Annotated in this window: 19 protein-coding genes and 1 pseudogene; 10 read left to right on the top strand and 10 right to left on the bottom strand. The window is 60.1% G+C overall.

The features are described 5' to 3' along the window. Positions 1-104 precede the first annotated feature (104 nt). Positions 105-829: pseudogene (locus NOM06_RS06410) on the top strand (IS1595 family transposase). Positions 830-858: 29 nt separating this feature from the next. Here NOM06_RS06410 and NOM06_RS06405 read toward each other — a convergent pair. Continuing rightward, positions 859-1,578 (bottom strand): GntR family transcriptional regulator, encoded by a 720-nt coding sequence (locus tag NOM06_RS06405; RefSeq protein WP_005337027.1) that lies wholly within the window; start codon positions 1,576-1,578, stop codon positions 859-861. A gap of 247 nt (positions 1,579-1,825) precedes the next feature. Between NOM06_RS06405 and mngA the strand changes: the two genes are divergently transcribed. Then, positions 1,826-3,772 carry a PTS 2-O-a-mannosyl-D-glycerate transporter subunit IIABC gene (gene mngA, locus NOM06_RS06400; RefSeq protein WP_255910540.1) on the top strand — a complete coding sequence of 649 codons (1,947 nt, stop codon included), beginning with the start codon at positions 1,826-1,828 and terminating at the stop codon, positions 3,770-3,772. An 86-nt stretch (positions 3,773-3,858) separates the two neighbouring features. Continuing rightward, positions 3,859-6,513 (top strand): mannosylglycerate hydrolase, encoded by a 2,655-nt coding sequence (mngB, locus tag NOM06_RS06395; RefSeq protein WP_255910538.1) that lies wholly within the window; start codon positions 3,859-3,861, stop codon positions 6,511-6,513. Positions 6,514-6,682: 169 nt separating this feature from the next. Here the strand turns inward: mngB and NOM06_RS06390 are convergent, their stop codons facing one another. Together NOM06_RS06390 and NOM06_RS06385 are read right to left on the bottom strand one after the other, a co-directional pair. Next, positions 6,683-7,672, bottom strand: coding sequence for a D-alanine--D-alanine ligase (locus tag NOM06_RS06390; RefSeq protein ID WP_058057457.1), 990 nt, complete (start codon positions 7,670-7,672; stop codon positions 6,683-6,685). A 204-nt stretch (positions 7,673-7,876) separates the two neighbouring features. Beyond that, on the bottom strand, positions 7,877-8,485 hold the full coding sequence (locus NOM06_RS06385) for a 2OG-Fe(II) oxygenase (protein WP_019445550.1): 609 nt from the start codon (positions 8,483-8,485) through the stop codon (positions 7,877-7,879). Positions 8,486-8,835: 350 nt separating this feature from the next. Between NOM06_RS06385 and NOM06_RS06380 the strand changes: the two genes are divergently transcribed. Together NOM06_RS06380 and NOM06_RS06375 are read left to right on the top strand one after the other, a co-directional pair. Then, on the top strand, positions 8,836-9,312 hold the full coding sequence (locus tag NOM06_RS06380) for a glutathione peroxidase (RefSeq protein WP_255910536.1): 477 nt from the start codon (positions 8,836-8,838) through the stop codon (positions 9,310-9,312). 182 nt (positions 9,313-9,494) lie between these two features. Next, positions 9,495-10,892 carry a DEAD/DEAH box helicase gene (locus tag NOM06_RS06375; protein WP_255910534.1) on the top strand — a complete coding sequence of 466 codons (1,398 nt, stop codon included), beginning with the start codon at positions 9,495-9,497 and terminating at the stop codon, positions 10,890-10,892. A gap of 114 nt (positions 10,893-11,006) precedes the next feature. Here the strand turns inward: NOM06_RS06375 and hutW are convergent, their stop codons facing one another. Further along, positions 11,007-12,368, bottom strand: coding sequence for a heme anaerobic degradation radical SAM methyltransferase ChuW/HutW (gene hutW, locus NOM06_RS06370; protein ID WP_255910532.1), 1,362 nt, complete (start codon positions 12,366-12,368; stop codon positions 11,007-11,009). Positions 12,369-12,624: 256 nt separating this feature from the next. Here hutW and NOM06_RS06365 point away from each other — a divergent pair, with 256 nt between their 5' ends. Then, on the top strand, positions 12,625-14,220 hold the full coding sequence (locus NOM06_RS06365; protein ID WP_019445547.1) for a methyl-accepting chemotaxis protein: 1,596 nt from the start codon (positions 12,625-12,627) through the stop codon (positions 14,218-14,220). A 126-nt stretch (positions 14,221-14,346) separates the two neighbouring features. Here the strand turns inward: NOM06_RS06365 and aroG are convergent, their stop codons facing one another. The 5 genes from aroG to NOM06_RS06340 all read right to left on the bottom strand — a co-directional run bounded on the left by aroG (position 14,347) and on the right by NOM06_RS06340 (position 20,134). Beyond that, complete coding sequence (aroG, locus tag NOM06_RS06360) at positions 14,347-15,402, bottom strand: 3-deoxy-7-phosphoheptulonate synthase AroG (RefSeq protein ID WP_139441008.1); 1,056 nt, start codon at positions 15,400-15,402, stop codon at positions 14,347-14,349. Between the two features lie 220 nt (positions 15,403-15,622). Beyond that, positions 15,623-16,906: a 3-phosphoshikimate 1-carboxyvinyltransferase gene (gene aroA / locus NOM06_RS06355; protein WP_255910530.1), complete on the bottom strand. Its 1,284-nt coding sequence runs from the start codon at positions 16,904-16,906 to the stop codon at positions 15,623-15,625. A gap of 238 nt (positions 16,907-17,144) precedes the next feature. Further along, positions 17,145-18,233: a 3-phosphoserine/phosphohydroxythreonine transaminase gene (gene serC / locus NOM06_RS06350; RefSeq protein WP_255910528.1), complete on the bottom strand. Its 1,089-nt coding sequence runs from the start codon at positions 18,231-18,233 to the stop codon at positions 17,145-17,147. A gap of 225 nt (positions 18,234-18,458) precedes the next feature. After that, a complete protein-coding gene (locus NOM06_RS06345; protein WP_255910525.1) occupies positions 18,459-19,385 on the bottom strand; it encodes an electron transfer flavoprotein subunit alpha/FixB family protein in 927 nt (308 codons plus the stop codon). Continuing rightward, complete coding sequence (locus NOM06_RS06340; RefSeq protein WP_255910509.1) at positions 19,382-20,134, bottom strand: electron transfer flavoprotein subunit beta/FixA family protein; 753 nt, start codon at positions 20,132-20,134, stop codon at positions 19,382-19,384. Before NOM06_RS06340 ends, NOM06_RS06345 begins: the two co-directional genes overlap by 4 nt. A 169-nt stretch (positions 20,135-20,303) precedes the next feature. Between NOM06_RS06340 and NOM06_RS06335 the strand changes: the two genes are divergently transcribed. The 3 genes from NOM06_RS06335 (at position 20,304) to NOM06_RS06325 (ending at position 23,798) form a co-directional block, all read left to right on the top strand. Further along, the gene (locus tag NOM06_RS06335) at positions 20,304-21,947 is read left to right on the top strand and encodes an electron transfer flavoprotein-ubiquinone oxidoreductase (protein ID WP_255910507.1); all 1,644 of its coding nucleotides are present in this window, start codon (positions 20,304-20,306) and stop codon (positions 21,945-21,947) included. 293 nt (positions 21,948-22,240) lie between these two features. Next, positions 22,241-23,188: a magnesium/cobalt transporter CorA gene (corA, locus tag NOM06_RS06330; RefSeq protein ID WP_005337059.1), complete on the top strand. Its 948-nt coding sequence runs from the start codon at positions 22,241-22,243 to the stop codon at positions 23,186-23,188. Between the two features lie 148 nt (positions 23,189-23,336). Then, entirely contained in the window at positions 23,337-23,798 is a 462-nt protein-coding gene (locus NOM06_RS06325) for a DUF2919 domain-containing protein (RefSeq protein WP_042023947.1), read from the top strand. 12 nt (positions 23,799-23,810) lie between these two features. Here NOM06_RS06325 and NOM06_RS06320 read toward each other — a convergent pair whose 3' ends face one another. Then, positions 23,811-24,530 (bottom strand): hypothetical protein, encoded by a 720-nt coding sequence (locus tag NOM06_RS06320; RefSeq protein ID WP_370688909.1) that lies wholly within the window; start codon positions 24,528-24,530, stop codon positions 23,811-23,813. 296 nt (positions 24,531-24,826) lie between these two features. Here NOM06_RS06320 and NOM06_RS06315 point away from each other — a divergent pair, with 296 nt between their 5' ends. Further along, the gene (locus tag NOM06_RS06315) at positions 24,827-25,378 is read left to right on the top strand and encodes a lipoprotein (RefSeq protein ID WP_255910503.1); all 552 of its coding nucleotides are present in this window, start codon (positions 24,827-24,829) and stop codon (positions 25,376-25,378) included. The last annotated feature ends 157 nt before the right edge of the window (positions 25,379-25,535 follow it).

The raw sequence follows: 25,535 nt of genomic DNA, 5'->3' as shown, positions 1-25,535 counted from the left end.
CCCCGATGCGGTACATAGGGGGTTCTGAGTAGAGAAATGCTAGTTGAAAATGTGTAAACCTATTTCAGGACTAGACATAGGCCATCACATTGAGGTCTACCATCATGGATACCCCAGCCTTTCAAAACCTGTTGTCACTATTTCCCCAGTTAACCCTGCGCCAGCGCCGTATTGCTCAGCAGGAGCTTGCTGCACCCCACACCATTACCTCTCTCAATACTCAGTTACGAGCATGTGGAGTCGGGGACTGCGCCGCTACCGTTGCAAAGTGTTCCTACGCACCAGTTTCGCGCTGACCAAGACGCCTTTGGCGCGGTTGCGCAAAGCCCGGTGCTGGGAAGACTACGCGCAAGCCCCCATCGAAGGACTGACCGTCCGCCAGGCCGCGCGGCGCTGTGGGTCAGCAAAAACACCGCGTTCCTCTGGCGTCACCACTTCTTGCGCGCGATGGCGACCCATCAGGTTGGAGAAAATTGATGCCGAGACGGTCATCGCGGTGTTGAAGCCGTTGGTGTCACCCGATTCGGTGTTGTGTAGCGATGGCGCGGGCGTGTATGCCAGTTTCAGTAAAGTGCAGGGAGTGACTCATCAAGTAGTGCGCAATCGTCAGGGTGAGAGGGTGGTAGGGGCATTCCACATCCAACATGTAAACGGATATCACTATTGATTGAAAGAATGGATGGTGCGCTTTCATGGAGTGGCAACTCATTATCTGAGGAATTATCTGGGTTGGCGCAGGATGCTGGAACGTTACGGGAGGGGCGTAAATATCAAAGCATGTTTGCATGAGGCGCTGGGGCACTCCATGCAACACATAATTGGAACATAGCCTTTTTTATCTCGGGTGCTGTCGTCTGCTCACCCCTTGGCGCGGCGGGCGACCAGGGTGAACTTGTAGTCATCGCTCTTGAAGAAGTTGCGACTGAACTCGAACACGGTGCCATCTTGCAAGAAGCCACGAGAGACCTTCTCGATAATGGGCTTGGCCGGGTCGATACCAAGCGCCTCCACCACCTGCGCCGAGGGGAGCACCGGAATGATCTCCTGCTCGCTGCGGTCGATCACCAGCTGCTTCACCTCTTCGATGTAGTGGTACTTCGAGCCCTGCATCACTGCATAGCTGAGATCGGGGAAGAGAGCGAGCGGCATCCAGGTCTCCTCCAGCGTTACCGCGATCTGGCGAATAAAGCGCACCCGCTTGACGTAATAGACCAGCGCCCCTTCCAGCAGATTGAGCCGCTCGGCCAACTCACTGCTCGCCTTGATCACCTCGAAGGCGAGAATGTCGCTGTGGGTCTCGGCCGCCGGATCGGTCACCTTCTCATAGAGGCTGGTGAGCTGATAGATGTCGTAGTTCACCTTCTCCTGCCGCACGTAGCTGCCGCTGCCCTGAATGCTCTCGATGACGTTGAGTTCGGTCAGCTGCTTGAGGGCCTGACGCACCGTCACCCGGCTCACCCCGAACTGCTCGCGCAGCTCGGCTTCGGTGGGCAGGGCATCGCCGGGGGCCAGCTCCCCTTGCGCAATCCACTGCTGGATGGTGTCGGCTATCTGGCGATACATGGGTTTTTTCGACACGAAAGGCTACCTCGTCGGCTCTGCGCCATGATAAATGGAAGAGGCGTCATTCTACCCCAGTTACCCGGCAGACAAAACGGCTCAGCCTCATTTGACCTAACAAATCCCCTCGATAAAAAAATACAAAAACAATACAAATAACGAATTGTATGATACCACTCACAAAAATCAGTCGGCCGGTTTGTTAGCATCGCTGTCACTTTTACCATGACGGCTTGCTGGCAAGCCAACCTGACAGAGGATCATCATGAATCTGACCAGTCTTACCGGCCCCCATCTCATCACGTTGCAAACCCGGTTTGCCGATCGGGATGCGGCCATTCATGCTCTGGCTGATCGGCTCGATCAGGCCGGCAAGCTGCACGACAAAGCCGCCTTTCTGGCCGCGGTCATGGCCCGCGAGGCGCAGGGCCCCACCGCCCTTGGCGAAGGGCTGGCGGTGCCCCACGGCAAGTGCGATGCGGTGCGTGAAGCAGCCTTTGCCGTCGCTACCCTGAGCGAGGAGCTGGGCTGGGAGGGGATCGACGGCCCCGAGCCGGTCAACCTGATCTTCATGCTGGCGATCCCGACCGATCAGGCGGGCTCCACCCATATGCAGCTGCTCACCACCCTCACCACAGCCCTGGTGGATGACGATACCCGCGAGGCGGTACTGGCAGCTCAAAGTGCCGAGCAACTGATGGCACTGCTCGATGGTGAGGGGGATAGTGGCAAGCAACCAGAAAAAGAAGACAAATCAGATACAAATCAACCCACAGTGGTCTGTGTCACAGCCTGCCCGGCGGGGATCGCCCACACCTATATGGCTGCCGAGTATCTGGAAAAGGCGGGGCGCAAACTGGGCATTCGGGTACTGGTCGAGAAGCAGGGAGCCAACGGCATCGAGGATCGCCTGCCACAAGAGGCGCTCGATGCTGCGGTGGCTTGCATCTTCGCCGCCGAGGTGGCCATCAAGGAGCAGGAGCGTTTTGCTGGCATCCCCCGTATCGAGACGCCGGTGGCCGAGCCCATTCGCCATGCCGAGCGGATCCTCAATGATGCGCTGGAAGCGGCCAAGGCCGGTCGCACCGCCCCGACGCCAAACCCCAGCCAGAGCGATGTGCCGACCGGCAAGAAGGTGGGCCTCAAGACCGAGCTCAAGCAGGCGCTGCTGAGCGGCATCTCCTTTGCCGTGCCGCTGATCGTGGCGGGCGGTACCGTGCTCGCCGTCTCTGTGCTGCTGGCCCAGATCTTCGGCCTGCAGCATCTGTTTGATACCGAGAACTCCTGGCTCTGGATGTATCGTAAGCTTGGCGGTGGCATGCTGGGCACCCTGATGGTGCCGGTGCTGGCGGCCTATACCGCCTACTCGCTGGCAGACAAACCGGCGCTGGGCCCGGGCTTTGCGGCGGGACTGGCCGCCAACATGATTGGCTCCGGTTTTCTCGGCGGCGTGGTCGGCGGCCTTATCGCCGGTTACCTGATGCGCTGGGTCAAGCAGCATGTGCGCCTGAGCCCCAACTTCAACGGCTTTCTCACCTTTTACCTCTATCCGGTGATCGGCACCCTGGTGGCAGGCAGCCTGATGCTGTTTGTCATCGGCCAGCCGGTAGCCTGGCTCAACAACAGCCTCACCGAATGGCTCAACGGCCTCTCCGGCACCAATGCGCTGGTACTGGGCGCCCTGCTCGGCTTTATGTGCTCGTTTGACTTGGGTGGCCCGGTCAACAAGGCGGCCTACGCCTTCTGCCTCGGCGCCATGGCCAACGGGGTCTACGGCCCCTACGCCATCTTCGGCGCGGTCAAGATGGTCTCGGCCTTTACCGTCACCTTCTCCACCCTGCTGGCGCCACGCCTGTTCCAGACTTTCGAGATCGAGACCGGCAAGTCCACTTGGCTGCTGGGGCTGGCGGGGATCACCGAGGGCGCCATTCCGATGGCCATCGAAGATCCGATCCGGGTGATCGGCTCCTTCCTCGCAGGCTCGGTCGTCACCGGCGCCATGGTGGGTGCCATGGGGATTGGTCTCTCCACCCCGGGGGCCGGCATCTTCTCCCTCTTCCTGCTCCACGATGGTGGCCATGGCGCCTTGATGGCTGCCGCCGTCTGGCTCGGTGCAGCGCTGGTAGGCACCCTTATCTCCACTGTGGTGCTGATCGGCTGGCGCCGTCACGCCATGCAGCGCGGCACCTATCAGGTGGTTGCCGCAGAGTAAGGCTCATCTTCACCACCACTTTTTCAACAGACTATTTTTCCGCACGGCAGGCAAAGGCCGCCGTGCGTCAGCAAAGGATCATTGTCATGACAGTTTCACGAGTTCACATCACGCCGCACATGCACTGGGATCGGGAGTGGTATTTCACCACCGAGGAGTCCCGCATCCTGCTGGTCAACAATATGGCGGAGATCCTGGCGCGGCTTGAATCCGACCCTGACTACAAGTTCTACGTGCTGGACGGCCAGACCGCAGTGCTGGAGGACTATTTCGCCATCCAGCCCGAGAACAAGGCCCGGGTGAAGGCGCTGGTGGAAGCGGGCAAGCTCATTATTGGCCCATGGTACACCCAGACCGACACCATGCAGGTGAGCGGCGAGTCCATCCTGCGCAACCTGCTCTACGGGATGCGCGACTGCCTTAGCCTTGGTGAGCCGATGAAGATCGGTTACCTGCCCGACTCGTTCGGCATGTCCTCCCAGCTGCCCCACATTTTCAACGGCTTCGGGATCGAGCGGGCCATGTTCTGGCGCGGTTGCTCCGAGCGCCACGGCACCGACAAGACCGAGTTCCTCTGGCAGAGCAACGATGGCAGCGAGGTGACCGCCCAGGTGCTGCCGCTCGGCTACGCCATCGGCAAGTACCTGCCGGAAGATGAAGCGGGCCTGCGCAAGCGGCTCGAATCCTACTTCGAGGTGCTGGAGAAGGCCTCGGTGACCCAGGATATCCTGCTGCCCAACGGCCACGACCAGATGCCGCTGCAACAGAACATCTTCGCCATCATCGACAAGCTGCGCGAAATCTACCCCCAGCGTGAATTCCACATGAGCCGCTTCGAGCAGGTCTTCGATCGCATCGAGGCGTGCCGCGACCAGCTGGCCACTCTCAAGGGGGAGTTCAACGACGGCAAATACATGCGGGTACACCGCACCATCTCCTCCACCCGGATGGACATCAAGCTGGCCCACGCCGCCATCGAGAACAAGATCGTCAACATCCTCGAACCGCTGGCGAGCATCTCCTGGGCACTCGGCTTTGAGTACCACCACGGGCTTTTGGAGAAGATGTGGAAGGAGATCATGAAGAACCACGCCCACGACAGCATCGGCTGCTGCTGCAGCGACAAGGTGCATCAGGAGGTGATGACCCGCTTCATTCTGGCCGACGACATGGCCGAGAACCTGATCCGCTTCTACATGCGCAAGATTGTCGACAACATGCCAGTGGCGCTCTGTGAAGACGGGGTACAGGTGGCTGACAAGCTCTGCCTGTTCAACCTGATGCCCTTCCCCCGTCAGGAGGTGATCAACACCAGCATCCGCATTCGCGCCCAATCCTTTGCCCTGCGCGATGAAGCGGGCCAGCCGGTCCCCTACTTCATCCGTGCCAGACGCGAGATTGACCCGGGTCTGGTGGACAGGCAGATCGTGCACTACGGCAACTACGACCCCTTTATGGAGTACGACATCCAGCTCTGCCATCCGCTGCCGGCCATGGGTTACTGCACTCTCCATATCGAGGGCAACCAGCCGGGAGTGGAGCAACCGGTGACGGCCAGCGGCAAGCTGCTGGAGAACGATTTTTACCGCATCGCCCTCAATGACAACGGCACCCTGCAGATCTTGGACAAGCTGCGCGGCACCACCTTCGATCAGGTGCTCACGCTGGAAGAGGGCTCCGATGATGGCGACGAGTATGACTACTCACCATCGCGGGACGAGTGGCTGCGCTACTCCACCGAGTTTGCGGTGACCCGCGAGGTCACCCATCAGGCGTGGCAGAGCATCGCGACCCTCAAGCTTCGCATGGCCTTGCCGGCCAACCTCGCCGAGCGGGCCAACCGCCAGTGCAGCGGCCACCTTGATGTCACCTGCCGCATCACGCTTGCACATCAGAGTCCGCGCATCGACATCGAGCTGGAGCTCGACAATCAGGCCGATGACCACCGGGTACGGGTGCTGATCCCCACCCCCTTCCCGAGCGACACCGTAGTCTCCGACAACCAGTTTGGCTGCATCACTCGCCCCACCCGCGACAGCGCCATGGCCGACTGGGAGGCAGAAGGGTGGAAAGAGGCCCCCATTCCGGTCTGGCAGCTGATGAACTTCGTCGCCCTGCAAGATGGCAAGCAGGGGCTGGTGGTGTTGAGCGATGGTCTGCGCGAGTTTGAAGTGATCGGCGAGCAGTGCGACACCCTGGCGCTCACTCTGCTGCGCGGGATCGGCGTACTCGGTAAAGAGGAGCTGTTGCTGCGCCCGGGTCGCCCCTCCGGCATCAAGCTGCCCACCCCGGACTCCCAGGTACGCGGCAAACTCAGCTGCCGTTTCAGCCTGCTGACGTTTGCTGGCGATCACATCAGCGCCAACGTGATGCAGGCGGCGCGCAGCTACCTCACCCCGGTGCGCTGCTACAACAAGATCCCGTTCGATGCCATGAAGCTCAACAAGGCAAGCTTCACCACCCCGCTGCACTTCAGTCTGCTCACCATGGATCCCTCCGGTCCGGTGCTGAGCGCCCTGAAAAAGGCAGAGGATGAAGAGGCGCTGGTGATCCGGGTCTACAACCCGAGCGAGCAGGCTGTGCTGGAGGGTGGCAAGGTCACCAGTCAGCACAGCTTGAGCGACTGGCAAGCGGTGCGGATGGATGAGCAGCCCCTGCCCCTTGAGCTGGCCGCTGGCGAGTTTGGTGAGCTGGCGCCGTGCCACTCCCGCAGCGTGCGCTTTCGGGTGGCTCGCGGCTAACCGCCGGTAACACCCACAGGTAGCAACAGGCGGGGAAGAGTCATCCTCTACCCGCCTGTTTATCCCTTCAAGCTGCCCTATCCCGCTTGATAAAGGCATAAAAAAATCCCCGCCGATTGGCGGGGATTTTTATTGGGTTCTGCTTCATCCCGCGAGCGGGAGAGCGCACTTAGCTGGCCTTGCGCAGGATCTGCTCAAGGTAGTCGGCGAAGCGGTGACCGTGATGCTCCAGCAGTTTCGGGAACATGGAGATGGAGGTCATGCCCGGGAAGGTGTTGATTTCATTCAGCAGGATCTCCCCCTCCTCGGTCAGGAAGAAGTCGATGCGCGAGAGATGGGTCAGTTTCAGCTGACGGAACGCCTTGAGGGCATACTCGTGGATCGCATCGGCCTGCGCCTGGGTCAGCCCCTCGGCACGCAGTGCAGTCTCGGTATGGCTGGCGCTGCTGTACTTCTCTTCATAGGTGTAGAACTTGTCCTGCGGCACGCAGATCTCGCCTGGATAAGTCGCCACCAGCTCGTCACCGTACTGGTAAACCGCCACTTCCAGCTCGCGCGGCTTGACCGCTTTCTCGATCAGTACCTGCTCGGAGTAACCGAAAGCATCGGCAATGCCCTTCACCAGGTCAGCTTCGTTGCTGGCGGAGTAGCAGCCAACGGAAGAGCCCTGGGAGGCCGCCTTGATAAAGACCTTGCCCCACTTGGCCAGCGCAGCTTTGGCCTCGGCGAGCGCCGCCTCATTTTGCTCGGTCAGGAACAGGTATGGGGTGTTGGGAATGCCGATGGCGGAGAGCCACAGCTTGGTACTGATCTTGTTGAAGCAGATCTTGCTCGCCTCGGCATCGCAACCGAGATAAGGCAATCCGGCCAGTTCGAGGAAGGATTGCAGATCGCCGGTCTCACCCGGGTAGCCGTGGATGCAGGGCACCACGTAGTCCACCGGACGGGCCACGCTGTCAAACGAAAGCAGCTTGTCGAGCCCCAGCTTGCACTCGCGGCCATCGGCACTGAGCCAACGATCGGCGAACATCTCGACGCGGGTCACTTCGACACCGGGCAGAAGGCCCAGTTGTTGCTCGAGGAAATTGGCGCTGCGCAGAGAAACCTCGTGCTCTGAGCCACCGCCGCCGCACAGCAGCAAGACATGCATGTTCTTCATTAGATGTGATCCCTTGGGAAAAGCGGCCTCGTCATGACCATTTGATAAGCCAACCACCATAAAAACCGGACGAAGCCAGATACGAACATAAGTGCGCGCCAGTGTAGCAAGGGAGATCAACCCTTGTCAGCTGATGGGAGACCCATGACCCCACTTCTTGCAGTGAAAAGTCTCCCCTGTGTCAAAATCGGGACACATTGCCCCTCAGCGCGGGGGATCGACCCTTCCCATGCCGTTGCCATTGACCCGAAACCAGCCGGCAATACTGTAGCGCTCCTGATTGGCAGGCAGTACCTCGTGGGGAAACTCCTCGGAGAGAAACATGACCAGCCGCCCCCCCTTGGGGCTGACATCCATCAGAAACTGCTCCTTGTCGTCATACATGCGCAGCACTCCACCCGCTTCGGGCAGCCAGTCGTTGTTGAGGTAAAAAACGGTGGTAAGACGGCGGTTGGAGCGACCGGCAAAGGCATCCCGATGGGTGGCGTAAAAATCCCCGCTGCGATAGCGGGCGAAGTGGGCCTCGTAGTCGAACAATCCCAGCATCAGCATCCGGTTGGCGGCAAGACGCAGGGACTCCATCCGGGCGAGGTAGTCAGCCACCGGCGCACCGAGGGAGGGCTCCAGCCAGTGGATCTGGTCACGGCGAATATCGGGATTGCCCTGATGCAGGGCGTCACGGCCGATCCCGGCCGGTTGCCATTCGCCTGGCAAACAGGCTTTGAGGGCATCCACCTCGGCGGCGGTCAAAAAATCATCCACTATCACCCATCCCCGGGTGTAAATGGCATCCATGGCAGCTTGATAGTCCAAGATTGGCTCACAATGAGTGGAAAGAGGGCGCTTTGTAGCGACTTACCGGCAAAGTCACAAACCGGTTTGCTTCTCTTGAGAAGTCCCAACATCAATACGCGAGTTGTTGCTCCCCTCCCCGCATTTTTGTCGCCAGTTGTGATCCCGCTCCGCCAACAGGCGTATTGGCTGTCGAAACTGTGATGGCCCTTGCAATCGGGACGAGGAGGCGCCGCGGCCTCCTTGCGGTACCAAGAGCCAGCCGATACCGTAGCCGCATCGCCATGTTGCTGTTCATCCGGCGCTTGTCTCTGTCACCGACCGAACCACTCACGGCACAACCCGCGCATCACCCACGAAAGGATCTTCTCATGCCTCTGCCCGATCTCACTTTGCAACGACTGGATGGTACCCCCTACCCGCTGACTCAACTGGCGGGCAAGGTGGTGCTGGTGGTCAATGTGGCCAGTCGCTGCGGCTTTACTCCCCAATATGAAGGGCTGGAAACGCTCTATCGGGAGCTCGGCCCCATGGGGCTGGTGATTTTGGGCTTCCCCTGCAACCAGTTCGGTCAGCAGGAGCCGGGGGATGCGGACGAGATCGCCCGCTTCTGCTCTCTCGACTATCCGGTCACCTTCCCCATCATGGCCAAGTGCGATGTCAACGGTGAGCATGCTCACCCCTTCTACCAGTGGCTCAAGCAACAGAAACCGGGCTTTCTTGGGCTGGAAAACGTCAAATGGAACTTCACCAAGTTCCTGATCGACCGTGATGGCAATGTGGTAGAGCGTTTCGCCCCCCAGGCCAAACCGGAGAGTCTGGCCGAGCAGATCCGCGAGATGCTCTGATGCTCCCGCGCCGTTTTACGCCACTGCGTTGAACGATTGTATGGCGGCCGGTGCGACAGCTACTGCGCAGCGGCCGCTCTTTTGCTATATTACGGCCCCACTATCTTTTCCATATCGTGGCTGGCCCCAACACGCTGGCTGCCCGTTGAGCCAAAGGCTCATCTCAGGAGTTTCTCTCGAACATGTCATTCAACGAACTGGGTCTGTCTCCGCATATTCTGCGGGCCGTCAAGGAGCTGGGTTACGAACAGCCAACCCCCATCCAGCAGCAAGCGATTCCGGCCATTCTGGCCGGTCAGGATGTGCTCGGCGGCGCTCAGACAGGCACAGGCAAAACGGCCGGTTTCACCCTGCCGATGTTGCAGCGTCTGCTGGCCAACCACGGTCGTGGCCGTCGTCAGGTACGCGCACTGGTACTGACCCCGACTCGCGAACTGGCGGCACAGGTGGGCGAGAGCATCATCAAGTATGCCCACCACCTGCCGTTCAAGACTCTGATCGCCTATGGCGGTGTCAGCATCAAGCCCAATCTGGACGCCATCAAGCTGGGGGTGGACATTCTGGTCGCCACCCCGGGCCGGCTGCTGGATCTGCTGACCCAGGGCGCCCTGAGCCTGAGCCAACTGGAAGTGCTGGTGCTGGATGAAGCGGATCGCATGCTCGACATGGGCTTTATCGTCGACATCCGCCGCATCATGAAGGCGCTGCCTGCAGAGCGGCAAACCCTGCTCTTCTCTGCCACCTTCTCAAACGACATCAAGGCGCTGGCGGACGATCTGCTGAACGACCCCACACTCATCGAGGTGGACCCCAGCAATACTGCCGCCGAGCAGGTGACCCAACGCATCATTCAGGTGGATCGGGAACGCCGCCGCGAGCTGCTCTCCCACATGATTGGCCGTGGCAACTGGCAACGGGTGCTGGTGTTTGTTCGCACCAAGCAGATCGCCGACCGCCTCGCCCAGCAGATGCAAAAAGATGGTCTCAATACCGTAGCGATCCACGGTGACAAGAGCCAGGGTGCCCGCAACCGGGCGCTGGCCGATTTTCGCAGTGGCGAGGTGCGGGTGCTGGTAGCGACCGATATCGCCGCCCGCGGTCTGGACATCGATCAACTGCCCTACGTGATCAACTTTGAACTGCCCCAGATGGCGGAGGATTACATCCACCGTATCGGCCGTACCGGCCGCGCCGGTCGTGGCGGCGAGGCCATCTCGCTGGTCAGTCAGGACGAGCTGGGTCAACTCAAGACTATCGAAGCCCTGATCGGCCAATCCCTGTCCGTGGAGATCCTGGAAGGGTATGAGCCCAGCGGCAAACCGAGTCGCCAGACTCTGCCGGGCAGCAAGCCGGTGCAGAACCCGCCTCGGGCTCGCGGTCATGCCAACGCCAAGAGCAGCAATGCCAAGGGCAAGCCAGCCGCGGGCAAGGGCAAGGGTGACGCCAGCAAAAATCCCGCCCAGTCTCCTCAAAACAAGTCCCGCAAGCGGGAAGTAGTGGGTGAGGATATCGGCTTTGCGCCAATGCGCCGTCTGCCCAAAGCAATGCGCGACAGCTATCAGGAGAGCAGCGACGAGTAAGCTCGCACGACGACGCTAACTGCCAAGCCAAAAGAGGGAGCCTGCAAGGCTCCCTCTTTCGTTATGGATCGCACGGAGCCGTGCAAGTGCTCCGTGCAAATGCTCCGCTCGGGCTCAGACCAGCGAATGGCGCACCGTGGCGGTACCATGGCTGGGCGGCGCAGAACCATCGAGCGGATTGAGCTGCAAGAACTCGAACAAGCCAGCCTGCATATTGACGTTCCAGAAGCGTCCGGCGAGGGTGAGTTGCAACCGTGCGTTCTCGATCTCGGCCAGCCCGTGCTGCTGCCAGGCGGCAAAAAGCGGCATCAGATGGGTCAGCAAAGGCGCTGGCAGACGATCCAGCGCCAGCACGCCGCTGTCGAGGGCGCCACGGAGCAGACCGTCCATCCTTGCATTGGGATTGCGTCCCATCACCATCCCGGGCGCCCGCTTGCCACTGGCCAGCGCGTCGTGCCAGGGGGTCAGATCACGCCCATACATCAAGCCGTGGCCAAGAATGCTGCCCCCAGCACCGGCGCCAAAGGGGAGGATCTCCGCACCACGTTTGGCCATCTGGTTATAACGACTCTGCTCGGCCGGGCTGCACCGCCAGTGACTGCAAGAGAGACGCTCCCAGCCGTGGGCTTCCAGTTGCGCCCCGCCATAGGCATACATGGCCGCCCGCTGCTGGCCATCGGCGAGCCAATCCAGGGTGCCCTTCTCCTGCGCCCGCTCCAGATTGGTGCCCGGCATGGCGATGAGCTGGTAGAGATCGACCCCGTGCACCCCGCTCGCCATCACATCGCGGATATCCTGCTGCCACACGGCATCATCCTGACCGGGCAGACCAAAGATGAGATCCGCCACGATCACAGCCGCATCATCCCGGGTCAGCTCACCCAGACGGGTCAGCAGCGTCTCCCTGTCATCGAAACGGGCCGCCTGCTGACGCACCCGGGTATCAAAGCTCTGCACCCCGAATGAGAAACGGTTGAAGCCCCCCGCCAGCGCAACCTGCCATTTCTCATCATCAAAGCCGTTGAGACGTCCCTCCAGCGTCACCTCGGCATCCGCCGCCAGCGGAAAACGGCGGATCACGGCGGCCAGCATGGCCAGCTCGTCGGCGCTCATGTCGGTCGGCGTACCGCCCCCCACATAGACGGCTGAAAATGGCATGCTCTGCGCCAGCGGGGTGTCAGCTGCCTGCGTAAGAGAAGTACAGAGGGCGTTGACATAGCGGTTGATCCGCGCCGGATTGGCGCCATTTTCAAAGAAATTGCAGAAGCTGCAGCGCTTGCGGCAAAACGGAATATGGATGTAGAGGGCACGCTCCTCAGCTTCACTCTCTCGCTGCCACCAGCTCTGCCAGCCAGCCTCATCCAGCGGGAAGGGGCGCATCCCTCCCCGACTGGCGTGAGCCGAGGTCTTGGCGCTAAAAGCAAACTTGAGGGGATCCGGCGTGGCAATACCGGTCATGGAAGGGGTCAGATTCATGATGGTCACTATTATCAGCAAATAATGACAATGATAACGATTATCGTTACTGGCTATTTGTTCTGGATCAACCCGAGGAGCAGCCCCCCTCCCGAAAGGCATTTTGGCAACCTGCATTACCGATCTGCTTAACAGATTATTTACTCAAGAGTGGTTATCGTGTGCCGATAGAGAACCATCTCCCGCCGTTTCTTCGTCTACGATCAAGATGATACGGGATCACATAACAACACCAAGCGCATGGAACTTGCCCAAAATGCATAACCTCTCCTTGAACTGGAAAATATTCCTCCCTCTTGCGCTGGTCATCAGCACCACCTTTGGCCTCTGCTTCGAACTCTCTGCCTGGCTGCAACGGGATCTCGCCATCCGGCTGGCAGAGGAGAAAGTTGAGAGCATGGCCAACACCTATATGGATCAGGTGAACGTGCTGATGATGACAGGTGGCATGGCCAATCGGCAGATAGTGCAGACCAAACTCAAGAGTGAAGCGGGCATCGTTGAAGCCCGTCTGGTACGCGCCCCCGCCGTCAGCAACCTGTTTGGCCCGGGTCACCCGGATCAGAAAGCGCAGGATCCCCTCGATGAGCGAGCCATCAATCAGGGCGAAGCCATTCTGGAGCAGCAGGGCAACCTGCTCACCTTGATCAAACCGTTCAAAGCCTACAAGGAGTATCGCGGCACCCAGTGCCTCACCTGTCACCAGGTCAATGAAGGGACCGTGATGGGGGCGGTGCGGATCAGTTATGACCTCAGCCACACCTTCGGCGAGATCCGCCACAACAACCTGATCCTGAGCGGCAGCCTGGCCGCCGTCTTTAGCCTCGGCTTCGGCTTGCTCTGGTGGGTATTGCAACGCTACGTGAAACACCCTCTGCGCCAGCTGCAGCTCACCATGATCCGGATGGCCAAAGAGCGCGACCTCGCCCTCCCTCTGGTCAATCACAGCCGGGATGAACTGGGCCAGATGACCCGCGCCGTCAATGACATGGTGCAGGGATTCCGCCACAGCCTGCAGGAAGTGGAAGGGGCAACCCACCAGCTCTATCAGGAGTCAAACCAGATCCGTCAGGTGGCGACCCAGACCGAAAACTCGGCCCGCCAGCAAGAGGGGATGACCACCCAGGTCGCCGCCGCCGTCAGCGAGCTGGCCGCCAGCTCTCATGAAGTACGTGAACATGCCCGCCACAGCGCCGAGCTCTCCGCCCTCACCAATCAGGATGCCGCCGACACCAGTCGCCTCGCCCAGCACTCCATCACCGATATGGGCGAGATGTCGGCAGAGATCGATCGGGTGGATCAGGTGATCCAGCAGCTCGACAGCCGCTGCCTGGCGGTTGACGGTGTGCTCGAGGTGATCAAGGGGATTGCCGATCAGACCAACCTGCTGGCCCTCAACGCTGCGATTGAAGCAGCCCGGGCAGGTGAGCAAGGCCGTGGCTTTGCGGTAGTAGCCGATGAAGTGCGGGCCCTCTCCAACCGCAGCCGCGCCGCCAGCGAAGAGATCTCACAGATGATCGCCGCCCTGCAAAATGAGGCCCAGAGCGCAGTTACGGTGATCGGGGATGCAAAAAGCAAAGCCGATGAGAGCATCAGCAAGACCGAAGCGACCCTGGCAGCCATGCAGAACATCATCGAGCGCATCGCCCGCATCAACGACCTCAACGCCCAGATGGCGCAGTCGGCCGAAGAGCAGGACAGGGTCTGCCATGAGGTAGACAGCTCGGTGAGCGATATTCGCAACACCTCCAACGACACCCTGGGTCAGGCGCACGCCGCCAATCTCGCCAGCATCCAGCTGGTGGAGCAGTGTCAGAAACTGGAGGCTCTGCTGAAAACCTACCGTTGGTAATCAACTTCACCAACGAAAAAGCGCGACCCGAGGGTCGCGCTTTTGCTTTATGGATTCGATTTGGCCGAATGGCATCGTTGCTGTTCCAGCGGCGCGTTGAGGATTAACAGCGCCGCCGGGATGGTTTTAGCGGGCGTTACGGGTTGCGACGGCATCCGCCAGGTTGCGCAGCAACACTTCGGTATCAGCCCAGCCGATGCAGGCATCGGTGATGCTCTGGCCGACGGTGAGTTCACACCCTTCCACCAGATCCTGACGCCCTTCCACCAGATGGCTCTCCACCATCACACCAAACACCGCCTTGCTGCCGGCACGCAGCTGACCGGCTACGTCTTCTGCCACCACCATCTGGTTCTTGAACTGCTTGCTGCTGTTGGCATGACTAAAGTCGATCATCACCTTCTGCGGCAGACCGGCTTTCTCCAACCCCTTCACAACTTCGCTGACATGGGCCGCGCTGTAGTTCGGCTCACGACCACCACGCAGGATGATGTGACAGTCCGGGTTGCCGCGGGTCGCCACGATGGCGGAGTGACCGTATTTGGTGACCGACAGGAAGTGGTGCGGCGCACTGGCAGCGCCAATGGCATCGATGGCAACCTTGATGGTGCCGTCAGTGCCGTTCTTGAAGCCCACCGGACAGGAGAGGCCGGAGGCCAGCTCGCGGTGTACTTGGGATTCAGTGGTACGGGCACCGATCGCGCCCCAGCTCATCAGATCCGCCACGTATTGCGGGGTGATCATGTCGAGGAACTCGGAGGCAGTCGGCAGCCCCATGTCGTTGAGATCCAGCAACAGCTTGCGACCAATGCGCAGACCGTCGTTGATCTTGCAGCTGTTGTCGAGGTACGGATCGTTGATCAGCCCCTTCCAGCCCACTGTGGTGCGCGGTTTTTCGAAGTAGACCCGCATCACGATCTCCAGCTGATCTTTCAGCTCGTCGCGCAGCGCCTTGAGGCGCTTGCCATACTCCAGCGCGGCAACCGGATCATGGATGGAGCAAGGACCAATCACCACCAGCAGACGCTCATCTTCACCGGCCAGGATATTGTGAATGGCCTGACGGGATTCAAAAACGGTGGACGAGGCCACCTCGGTAGCCGGAAACTTCTCAAGCACCGCAACCGGGGGTAATAACTCTTTGATTTCACTGATACGAACGTCGTCGGTTTGATGCTGCATGACAAGGCTTCCTGCTAGATGACTGCGATTAGGAAATCTCAACATAGCCCGCGACAGCGCATGTGTAAATAGGAAATTACAGCAATCACAAAACTATTTTATATATCAATCTTGCAAGTTATTGAAATGATGCTATGCGAAATGAAAGTGCGGATGAGGGGGGCAAAAAGGCCCGCTCAGCGCGGGCCACAAGAGTCGAAGATAACGGGTTTGTCAGTGATCAGCCACGCTGGCTGATACTGGCCAGCTTGTCGAAGTAATCCGGGAAGGTCTTCGACGTACACTTGGGATCATTGATGGTGACCGGTGTATCCGACAGCGCCACCAGCGAGAAGCACATGGCGATACGGTGATCGTTGTAGGTATCGATCTCGGCGTGCTTGAGCTGGGTCGGCGGGGTCACGGTGATGAAGTCATGCCCCTCCTCCACTTCGACGCCCAACTTGCGCAGCTCGGTCGCCATGGCGTGCAGACGATCGGTCTCTTTCACCCGCCAGTTGTAGATATTGCGAATGGAGGTCGGCCCCTCGGCAAACAGCGCGGCAACGGCGATGGTCATGGCCGCATCGGGAATATGGTTCATGTCCATATTCACTCCGTGCAGCGGCGCCTGCTCCGCCTCGATGAAATCATCGCCCCAGGTGATGCGCGCGCCCATCTTCTCCAGCACGTCGGCGAAGTGAATATCACCCTGAATGCTGTGCTTGCCGATACCGGTGACCCGTACCTTGCCCTTGATGGCACCCGCCGCGAGGAAGTAGGAGGCGCTGGAGGCATCCCCTTCCACCAGAAAGTCACCCGGGCTGATGTAGGTCTGGTTGCCCTTGATGTAGAACAGCTTGTAGTTGTCGTGCTCGATGACCACCCCGAACTGCTTCATGATGTGCAGAGTGATGTCGATGTAAGGCTTGGAGACCAGCTCCCCCTTGATGTGGATCCGGGTATCACCGGCCGCCATTGGCGCCGCCATCAAAAACGCAGTCAGGAACTGGCTGGAGACGGAGCCATCGACGTGCACATCGCCGCCCCACAGCCCCTTGGCATCCACCACCAGCGGCGGATAACCATCGTGTTTCAGGTACTGGATATGGGCACCCGCCTCACGTAGAGCATCCACCAGATGGCCGATGGGACGCTCTTCCATGCGCGGCTCGCCGCCCAGGGTATATTCACCGGAGCCGAGGCACAGGGCGGCGCAGAGCGGGCGCATGGCGGTACCGGCGTTGCCGAGGAACAGATTGACCGGCTCTTTCACCGCAAAGCTGCGGCCCAGCCCCTGAACGGTACACTCGGTCTTGTCGGCAGAGAGCTTGTACTTGACTCCGAGCTGGGTCAGCGCAGCCAGCATATGACGAATGTCATCGCTGTCGAGCAGGTTGGTCAGACGGGTGGTGCCACGAGCCAGCGCCGCCAGCAGCAGCGCACGGTTAGAGACACTCTTGGAGCCGGGCAGATTGACCTCACCGGCTACACGAGAAATGGGTTCCAAACGCAACGAATTCATAGACTTCCTGTGCTATCTCAAAAATAAACGCCTGTCCGGACGTTAACAGCCTGCGTCCCGCTCGGCAAGGGCACTTTCAGGGGAAATCGCACGGCAAACGCCAGCGCACTGCTTCTGTTGAAAAAAAGACGCCGGGGTATCCCCGGCGTCTTGAATCACTGCAATAGCTGGAAGCGGCTCACGAGTTGTCACGAGAGGCCGCCAGCAAGCATGTGAGTACTCTCTTCTCAGCCTCTTCTCAGCCGTGGCGTTTGGCAAAGCCATCCATAAAGCTCACCAGGGCCTTCACCCCCTCCAGCGGCATGGCATTGTAGATGCTGGCGCGCATGCCACCGACAATGCGGTGTCCTTTGAGGGCCAGCAGACCAGCCGCTTCCGATTCGGCCAGGAACTGCTTGTCCAGCTCGGCATTTTTCAGCTGGAACGGGATGTTCATCCGCGAACGGCAGCTGACATCCACCTGATTGCCATAGAAGCTCGACTGATCGAGATAGTCATACAGGAAGTCGGCCTTCTCCTTGTTGCGCGCTTCCATCGCCTCGAGGCCACCCTGTTCTTTCAGCCACTCGAACACCAAACCGGCCAGATACCAGGCGTAGGTGGGCGGCGTGTTGAACATGGAGTCGTTCTTGGCAGTGAGCTTGTAGTCGAAAATCGAGGGGACATCGGCTCTCGCCTGATCCAGCAGATCATCGCGCACGATGGCGATGGCAAGCCCGGACGGCCCGATATTTTTCTGGGCACCAGCATAGATGATGCCAAAGCGGCTCACGTCGAGAGGATGGGAGAGAATGGTGGAGGAGAGATCTGCCACCAGCGGCACCTCGCCGGTGGCCGGGATGTCAAACATCTCGATGCCATCAATGGTTTCGTTCGGGCAGTAGTGAACATAAGCCGCATCGGTGCGAAACGCCGGGGTCGGCAACAGGTGAGAGATCCCCTGCTCGTTCTTTGCAACCCCCTGGAAGGTCTGGATATCGCCATACTTTTTGGCTTCATCCACCGCGCTCTGGGACCAGACGCCGGTCAGCAGGAAGTCTGCCTTCTTGTTGGCCCCGCCCAGCAGGTTCATGGGCACGGCGGAGAACTGACCGCGGCCGCCACCGTGCATGAAGAGTACCTTGTAGTTGTCCGGCACCGCCAGCAGTTCGCGCAGATCCGCTTCGGCCTTCTCGGCAACCGCCATGTAGGGCTTGCCGCGATGGGAAAGCTCCATGACCGAGGCTCCCAGCCCCTGAAAATTACAAAATTCGCGCTGGGCGCGCTCCATGACTTCAACCGGCAGCATGGCGGGGCCGGCGCAGAAGTTGTAAATCTGTTTGCTCATGACGCTTTCCGTGAGTGGATGAGAGTAATCGATGACTTGTCAGGTTTTACACAAGAGCAGCCAGCGGATCAAAGGCTTTTTGGGAGCTGGCTCAACCTTTTACCGTCACTCTGCGTCTCCCTTGCAGGAGAAAAAGCCCTGAACGGGTCAGGGCTTGCAGGGAACATGCACAGAAATGGCGGGCAGAGCGCATAAACGACCACAGCTCAGCCATTTCTGACAAATTTACAGTTTGGCGGTGAGCTCCGGCAGCAGAGTGAAGAGATCCCCCACCAGCCCGTAGTCCGCCACCTGAAAGATGGGGGCATCGCTGTCCTTGTTGATGGCCACGATCACCTTCGACTCCTTCATCCCCGCCAGATGCTGGATGGCCCCCGAAATACCGACCGCGATATAGAGCTCGGGCGCCACCACCTTGCCGGTCTGGCCCACTTGCAGATCGTTGGCGACATATCCCGCATCAACGGCGGCTCGCGATGCCCCCACCGCCCCACCCAGCTTGTCGGCCAGCGCTTCTATCAAAGCAAACTGCGCCTTGGAGCCCAGAGCCCGGCCACCAGAGACCACCACCCGGGCGGCGGTCAGTTCGGGCCTGCTGGAGCGCACCGCGCGGCGCTCGACCAGCCGGGTACGGCCAGCGAATTCGGGCACGGCCAAGCGTTCGATGAGAGCCTGCCCGCCCGTCGCCGCCTTGGCAAACGCGGTGGCCCGCACCGTCATCACTTTGACGGGCGCCGAGCTCACCACTCTGGCAATGGCATTGCCCGCATAGATGGGGCGCAGGAAGGTGTCGCTGCTCTCGATAGCCGTCACCTCGGAGAGCATCTCCACCCCGAGGCGAGCCGCCACCTGTGGCAGCAGCGCCTTGCCCATGGCACTCGCCGCCATCAGGCAGTGGCTGTAACCTTCGCACCAGCTGGCCAGCAGCTTGTCCACCCCATCCAGTAGCCCGTCAGCCAAACGGGGATGTTCGGCAAGCAACACCTTGTCGACGCCGCCGAGGGCAGCCGCCTGTTCACCCGCCTCGGTCAGCCCCTGACCCAGCAACAGCAGGTCAACCTGACCACCGATGGATCTGGCAGCGGTGACCAGTTGTGCCACGTTGTTGGCCAGATGGCCCTGATGATGTTCGGCAATGATCAGCACGCTCATGGCAGCACCTTCGCTTCATGTTTGAGTTTGTCCACCAGCTCGTCCACCGAGCCCACCTTGATCCCGGCGCTGCGGACTGGCGGCGCCATCACCCCGAGCAAACGGGTCTGGTTGGTCACCTCAACGGCGAGTGTCGAGAACGGAGCGCTATCAAGCGGCTTGCGCTTGGCCTTCATGATGTTGGGCAGCGAGGCAAAGCGCGGTTCATTCAAACGCAGATCGGCGCTCACCACGGCAGGCAACGGCATGCCGAGGGTCTCGAGGCCACCGTCGATTTCGCGGGTCACCAGCAGCTCCCCCGCTTCTACCTTGAGGGCTGACGCGCAGGTCGCCAGCGGCCAATCATTGAGGCCAGCCAGCATCTGGGCCACCTGATTGTTGTCTGAATCGATGGACTGCTTGCCGAGCAGCACCAGATCCGGCTGCTCCTGCTCACACACCTTGTGCAAGGCACGGGCAACCGTCAGCGGGGTGAGCGTCTCATCGGTGACATAATGCAGCGCCCGATCCGCCCCCAACGCCAGCCCATGGCGCAGTTGCTCGGCGGCAGCGTCAGGGCCGAAGGTCACCACCACCAGTTCGCTGGCAACCCCGGCTTCCCGCAGCCTGACCCCCTCCTCCACCGCAATTTCACAAAAGGGGTTGATCCCCATCTTCACATTGGCCAGCTCCACGTCGGAGCCGTCTCCCTTCACCCGGATCTTGACGTTGTAGTCGACTACCCGTTTGATTGCGACCAGCAGCTTCATGGGGTCATGCCTCGTCTCTTTGGATTGAATTCATTAGTGTGCCTCTGCGTTTGTTGCAGTACGCTCTTCCCTGATTTTTTGCTTTTTCTTGCTCAGTTTTACTTACAACTGATTTACGTTTACGTAAACTACCAGCATTACCCTAGGCCAACCAGAGCGCAGAGGCAAGATGGAACGGGAAGCAATGGAATTTGATGTCGTCATCGTCGGCGGCGGTCCGGCGGGGCTCAGTGCAGCCATCGCCCTGAAACAGCAGGATGCTACTCTCTCTGTCTGTCTGCTGGAGAAGGGGGCCGAAATTGGCGCCCATCTGCTCTCCGGCGCCCTGTTTGATCCCGTCGCCTTGCAAGAGCTGCTGCCGGATGGCTGGCAGCAAGCACCGCTCGGCGTGTCGGTCAGCGATGATCAGGTTCATCTGCTGCAAAGCGAGCAACGCTCCCTGCAACTCCCCGCCTGGGCGGTGCCACCCCGGATGCACAATGAGGGCTGTCACATCATCAGCCTCGGCAATCTCTGCCGCTGGCTTGGCCAACAGGCTGAAAAACTGGGAGTCGAAATATACCCGGGATTTACCGCCAGCGAACTTATCATGGAAGCGGGACGGGTCAAGGGTGTGATCACCGGCGATCTCGGGCTAGATCGGGCGGGCAACCCAAAAGCAGATCATGTGCCCGGGATGGCGCTGCTCGGCCGCTACACCCTCTTTGCCGAGGGGGCCCGCGGTCATCTCGGCAAGCAGCTGATCGCCACATTCAATCTGGCAAGCCCTGCCCAGCCTCAGCACTATGCCATCGGCTTCAAGGAGCTGTGGCAACTGCCAGCAGGTCGGGGCAACCCGGGACAGGTGCTGCACGGCAGTGGCTGGCCCCTTGGCAAGCAGGGAGGCGGCAATAGCCACGGTGGCTTCTATCTCTATCAGATGGAGGGGGATCAGGTCGCGGTCGGGCTGATTGTCGATCTCAACTACCAGAATCCCTGGCTCAGCCCGTTCGACGAATTCCAGCGCCTCAAGCATCACCCGCTTATCGCCGACCTGCTGCAAGGGGGTGAACGCATCAGTTACGGCGCCCGCGCCATCACCAAGGGGGGCTGGCACGCCCTGCCCCGTATGCACTTCCCGGGCGGCCTGCTGATCGGTTGTGATGCGGGCACTCTCGACTTTTCCCGGATCAAGGGGATCCACACCGCCATGAAGTCCGGCATGCTGGCGGCAAAAACCGTCGCGATGGCGCTGCGAGGTGGCGATGAAGGGGGCCGGGATCTGGCCCAGTATGGTGACGAGCTGCACCAGAGCTGGCTGGCCCGCGAGCTCAAGGCGGCGCGCAACTTCGGCGCAGCACTTCACCGCTATGGTCCCTGGTTGGGCGGGGCCTTCAACTGGCTGGAGCAACAGCTGTTTGGCGCAAACTCGCCCTTCAGGCTGTTCGATAAGGCTCACGACTACCGTCAGCTGCGCGTGGCCATCCGCTGCGAGCCCATCCATTACCCCAAACCCGATGGCAAGCTGAGCTTTGACAAGCTCTCGTCTGTGTATCTGGCCAACACCAGTCACGACGAGGATCAGCCTTGCCACCTCAAGCTGCAGGACGAGCGCATTCCGGTCGAGGTCAATCTGCCCACCTGGGCCGAACCCGCCCAACGCTACTGCCCGGCAGGGGTGTTTGAAGTACTGGAAATGGAAGGCGCGGCCAAACTGCAGATCAACGCCGCCAACTGCATCCACTGCAAAACCTGCGATATCAAGGACCCCAGTCAAAACATTATCTGGACGCCGCCACAGGGGGGCTCCGGGCCCAATTATCCGAATATGTGATGAAACGGGGCAGCGGCAACAAGCAGTCCCAGCTAGCCCTCCCCCAACCAAAGGCTGGGTTCTACCCCGCATAGCCGCTCAGGTGATCCGACCTCGCTGTTTTTTTGAACAAACAGGCTGAATCCCTGATGAATAGCCCCTGACAAGCGTGGCCCGCCCCTGTATAGTTCGCCGCATTCAGGTTTTCCATCGGCCCGATCTGCTTATCCACGGGATCGCCTTCTGCAGCGATCTAAGGCCGCATGACCTGTGCAACCATCCCTGATTACCCATGACTTTTTAAGGGGGGACAGATGATCACCGCCTACATTCTCAACAACAAGGTGCTGGACATAGTCACGCTCGGGCCTGACGACATAGTACCTGACAACACGGTCTGGCTGGATGCCTACAAGCCGGACACGGCAGAGCGAGAATGGTTGACGGGCCTGTTCCTGGAAGAGGTCCCCGACAAGGAAGAGCTCGACGACATCGAAGCATCCGCCCGTTTTTACTGGGATACCGATGGTCTGCACATTCACTCCCTGTTTCCCCAGCGGATCGGTCGTGACACCAAGGGTGTCCACGTCTCCTTTACCCTGCGCAACAACCTGCTGATCAGCATTCGTGAAGATGACATCGGGCTGGTGCGCCTGCTGCGTCACTATATGCGCCAGGATCGGCTGGAGGTGGAGGATGCCCTCGACATCCTGCTGGAGGTGCAGAACCTCAAGGTGGAGTACCTCTCCGACCTTATCGAGGATGGTTACAAGACCTTGGAAAACACCGCCGATCAGATCTTCGAGCCGGATCAGATCAACCCCATGCTGAAAGAGTTGATGGCACAGGAAGAGGCCAACGGCCAGATCCGTCTCTCCCTGCACGATACCCGCCGCGCCCTGCGTTTCCTCAAACGCAGCCTGCGCCAGCGCATGAGCCTTGAGCAGAACAAGTGGATCGACGAGATGCTGCACGATGTGGAATCCCTGTTGCCCCACACCCAGTTCCTGTTCGACAAGATCAACTTCCAGCTGGAGGCCTCCATGGGGGTGACCAATCTGGAGCAGAACAAGGTGATCAAGATCTTCTCGGTAGCCGCCGTGATCTTCCTGCCGCCGACCCTGATCGCCAGTATCTACGGCATGAACTTTGGCCGCATGCCGGAGCTCGCCTGGGAGTATGGTTATCCCATGTCACTGGTGCTGATGGTGATGTCGTCGCTCGGCACCGGGCTCTTCTTCAAGCGTAAAGGCTGGCTGTAACAACGCAGACGCGCGCTGCGATATTTGAAGAACCGGATTGGGGGGCATTGCCCCCCGATTAATTTGCGCCACACCCAACGCCTTGCAAAGGACGCTTCATCGCCCCATATCCCCTTCATCACTCAATTCACGTGGATAACGGGCAACCATGACCCTCTACCCCGAACACCGATATGACGATCACGGCCAGTTGCGCCCGCCCCTCTGGTTCTGGCCCATCGCCCTGTTGCTGACCCGCTCGGTCTGGCTCTTTCTGATGGCGGGGGTGACCCGCGAGAGCGGCAGCGAGATCCTGACCCTCTTTTATCCGGACAAGATCACCCTCTACATCAGCCTGCTGACCGACGTACCCGCTATGCTGGCGTTGCTCGCCTGCGGGGGCACCTATCAGCAAACCCAGAGCATTCGCGCCAGACTTCGACGCCACAGCCCGCTGCTGCTGCTCTGCTCTGCCGTCAGCGGTCTGCTGATGCAGTTGCACAGCCTCAATCTGCAGAAGTGGTCGTTCAGCTGGCCCACCGCGCTGGTGCTGGTCGCCAGCCTCTGGGCGCTCTGGTATCTGCTGCGCAGCCGCCAGCTACGGGAATATGCCGCAGATCAGCCCCACTGACGGGACTGACATCTATTGACGAGTGACCCGGATCTGCAGGGTCTGGCGCTCGCTCTGGCTGCCTCGTCCGCCCTGTAGCTGGGTGCCGAGGCTACTCCCCTGATCTGCCGAGCTGGTCGAGAGCTCCCCCACCGTCAGCCACTGGCCTGGGGCCCCGCTCACCTCGGTGGCACTCTGCCCACGATTGATGGTGCCCTGATCCAGCCTCGCCTGTTCGCTGCTCAGCGCAATCTGCACCCGATCGCCAATCAAGGTGGCCGTGGCATAGAGGCCGTTCACCAACGGCATCATCCCCACCACGGCGCCCCCGTTCCATTGGTAGAAAGTCACCGGCTGATAGGAGCCCATCTGCAGCAGCACGGGACGGCCCGAAAGCCCGCGCACCTGCCAGCTGTCGTTTTGGCTGCGCTGGTACTGCTGGGAGTTGCCATCGAGCAACCACTGCCGCTTGACCTCGTCGCGACTGATTGAGCCTCCCAGTTGCTGACCGCTGGCGACACCATCGACCCGCCACTCGATAAGCAGGCTTTGCGGTGGCTGGTTGATCTGCGCCAGCGTGGCTTCGGCCTCCTGCAGCTGGGCTGGCGTCCCGCTCAGCACCAGCTGATTACCCATGGCACTCACCCCAAGCTGGGGATAGATCTCCTTGAGGGTCTGCACCGCGGCCTGCGCCTCGAATACCGGGATCACTTTCACCTCGGCCCACAGCGATGGGCTCCAGAGTCCCATCATGCAGCCAAGCCACAGCAGCGCCCTGCAGCCAACCTTGCCCATCCGAACCATTACGCTCTCCTCGTTCTCTTTGCTCTTCTCGCTCTCTGTGCTCTTCTCTCTGCTTAAGGCGTAGACCTACGCCCGCAGCCAACAGCTCAGCCCTATTCCGCTCACTCGTCGATGATGAACCCGGCGGTTGCCAAAAAACAATCGGGAATGCAGCAACTCCGTGATTTCCCAAGGTATGAGGCTCTCATTCCACGCCCGTTATCGCGTAAGATAGCGCCATCATAGTTGCCCAAGCGGAATCCATCATGTTGAAACAGTTGTTGTTACTCCCCCTCGCCCTGCTGCTGGGAGCCTGCTCCTTGACCCAGTACAACGTCAGCGAGGCCGAAATCAACCAGTACCTCAAAGCTCAGGTCTCTTTTGAAAAACAGCTGGGGATCCCCGGCATCATGTCTAGCAAGATCCGTCTGGATGAGATGCAGAGCCGTATCGGCCGCAAACAAGCAGATCGCATCGAGCTGGACGCCGCTGGCGACCTGCAGGTGAGCAGCCCCCTTGGCAGCCAGCAGATGAAGATCCGCTTTGCTTTGAGCGCACGCCCGGACTATGTGGCCGATCAGGGTGCCATATATCTGCGCGATCTTGAGCTGCTCTCGGTCAAGACCGAGCCGGCCGATATCGGGGCCGCCCTCACCCCGCTGCTGCCCACCTTCAATCAGTCGCTCTCCCTGTTCCTGTCGCAGACCCCGGTCTATCGCCTCGACAGCAGCCGCAAGAACGAAGCCAGGATCAAGGAGAAGGTCGAAGCCCTCAAGGTAGAGCCGGGCCGTCTGGTCATCCCGTTCAAGCTGCTCTGATTCCCGCCGCACTGGCACTTTCAGCGCGCTCAACAGATAACCGTCCTATTCGACAGCGCACATCCGGTTTAACGTGCAGCCGAATGGGGCGGTTTTTTACTTCTCAAGTCCCCCTCAACACAGCATAATGCAGACCATTCTCATTTAGATTCGTTAT

The sequence above is a fragment of the Aeromonas sp. JL9 genome, from assembly GCF_024436075.1.
Lineage (GTDB): Bacteria > Pseudomonadota > Gammaproteobacteria > Enterobacterales > Aeromonadaceae > Aeromonas > Aeromonas veronii.
This window is presented reverse-complemented; position numbering and strand designations above follow the sequence as displayed.

Coding starts and splice junctions, on each gene's coding strand:
- NOM06_RS06320 (WP_370688909.1), bottom strand. CDS start 24,530: ATGATGGGACTCTGGAGCCCATCGCTGTGGGCCGAGGTGAAAGTGATC.
- serC (WP_255910528.1), bottom strand. CDS start 18,233: ATGAGCAAACAGATTTACAACTTCTGCGCCGGCCCCGCCATGCTGCCG.
- NOM06_RS06365 (WP_019445547.1), top strand. CDS start 12,625: ATGCATAACCTCTCCTTGAACTGGAAAATATTCCTCCCTCTTGCGCTG.
- NOM06_RS06325 (WP_042023947.1), top strand. CDS start 23,337: ATGACCCTCTACCCCGAACACCGATATGACGATCACGGCCAGTTGCGC.
- hutW (WP_255910532.1), bottom strand. CDS start 12,368: ATGAATCTGACCCCTTCCATGACCGGTATTGCCACGCCGGATCCCCTC.
- NOM06_RS06335 (WP_255910507.1), top strand. CDS start 20,304: ATGGAACGGGAAGCAATGGAATTTGATGTCGTCATCGTCGGCGGCGGT.
- NOM06_RS06375 (WP_255910534.1), top strand. CDS start 9,495: ATGTCATTCAACGAACTGGGTCTGTCTCCGCATATTCTGCGGGCCGTC.
- corA (WP_005337059.1), top strand. CDS start 22,241: ATGATCACCGCCTACATTCTCAACAACAAGGTGCTGGACATAGTCACG.
- NOM06_RS06315 (WP_255910503.1), top strand. CDS start 24,827: ATGTTGAAACAGTTGTTGTTACTCCCCCTCGCCCTGCTGCTGGGAGCC.
- mngA (WP_255910540.1), top strand. CDS start 1,826: ATGAATCTGACCAGTCTTACCGGCCCCCATCTCATCACGTTGCAAACC.
- mngB (WP_255910538.1), top strand. CDS start 3,859: ATGACAGTTTCACGAGTTCACATCACGCCGCACATGCACTGGGATCGG.
- NOM06_RS06390 (WP_058057457.1), bottom strand. CDS start 7,672: ATGAAGAACATGCATGTCTTGCTGCTGTGCGGCGGCGGTGGCTCAGAG.
- NOM06_RS06380 (WP_255910536.1), top strand. CDS start 8,836: ATGCCTCTGCCCGATCTCACTTTGCAACGACTGGATGGTACCCCCTAC.
- NOM06_RS06340 (WP_255910509.1), bottom strand. CDS start 20,134: ATGAAGCTGCTGGTCGCAATCAAACGGGTAGTCGACTACAACGTCAAG.
- NOM06_RS06345 (WP_255910525.1), bottom strand. CDS start 19,385: ATGAGCGTGCTGATCATTGCCGAACATCATCAGGGCCATCTGGCCAAC.
- aroA (WP_255910530.1), bottom strand. CDS start 16,906: ATGAATTCGTTGCGTTTGGAACCCATTTCTCGTGTAGCCGGTGAGGTC.
- aroG (WP_139441008.1), bottom strand. CDS start 15,402: ATGCAGCATCAAACCGACGACGTTCGTATCAGTGAAATCAAAGAGTTA.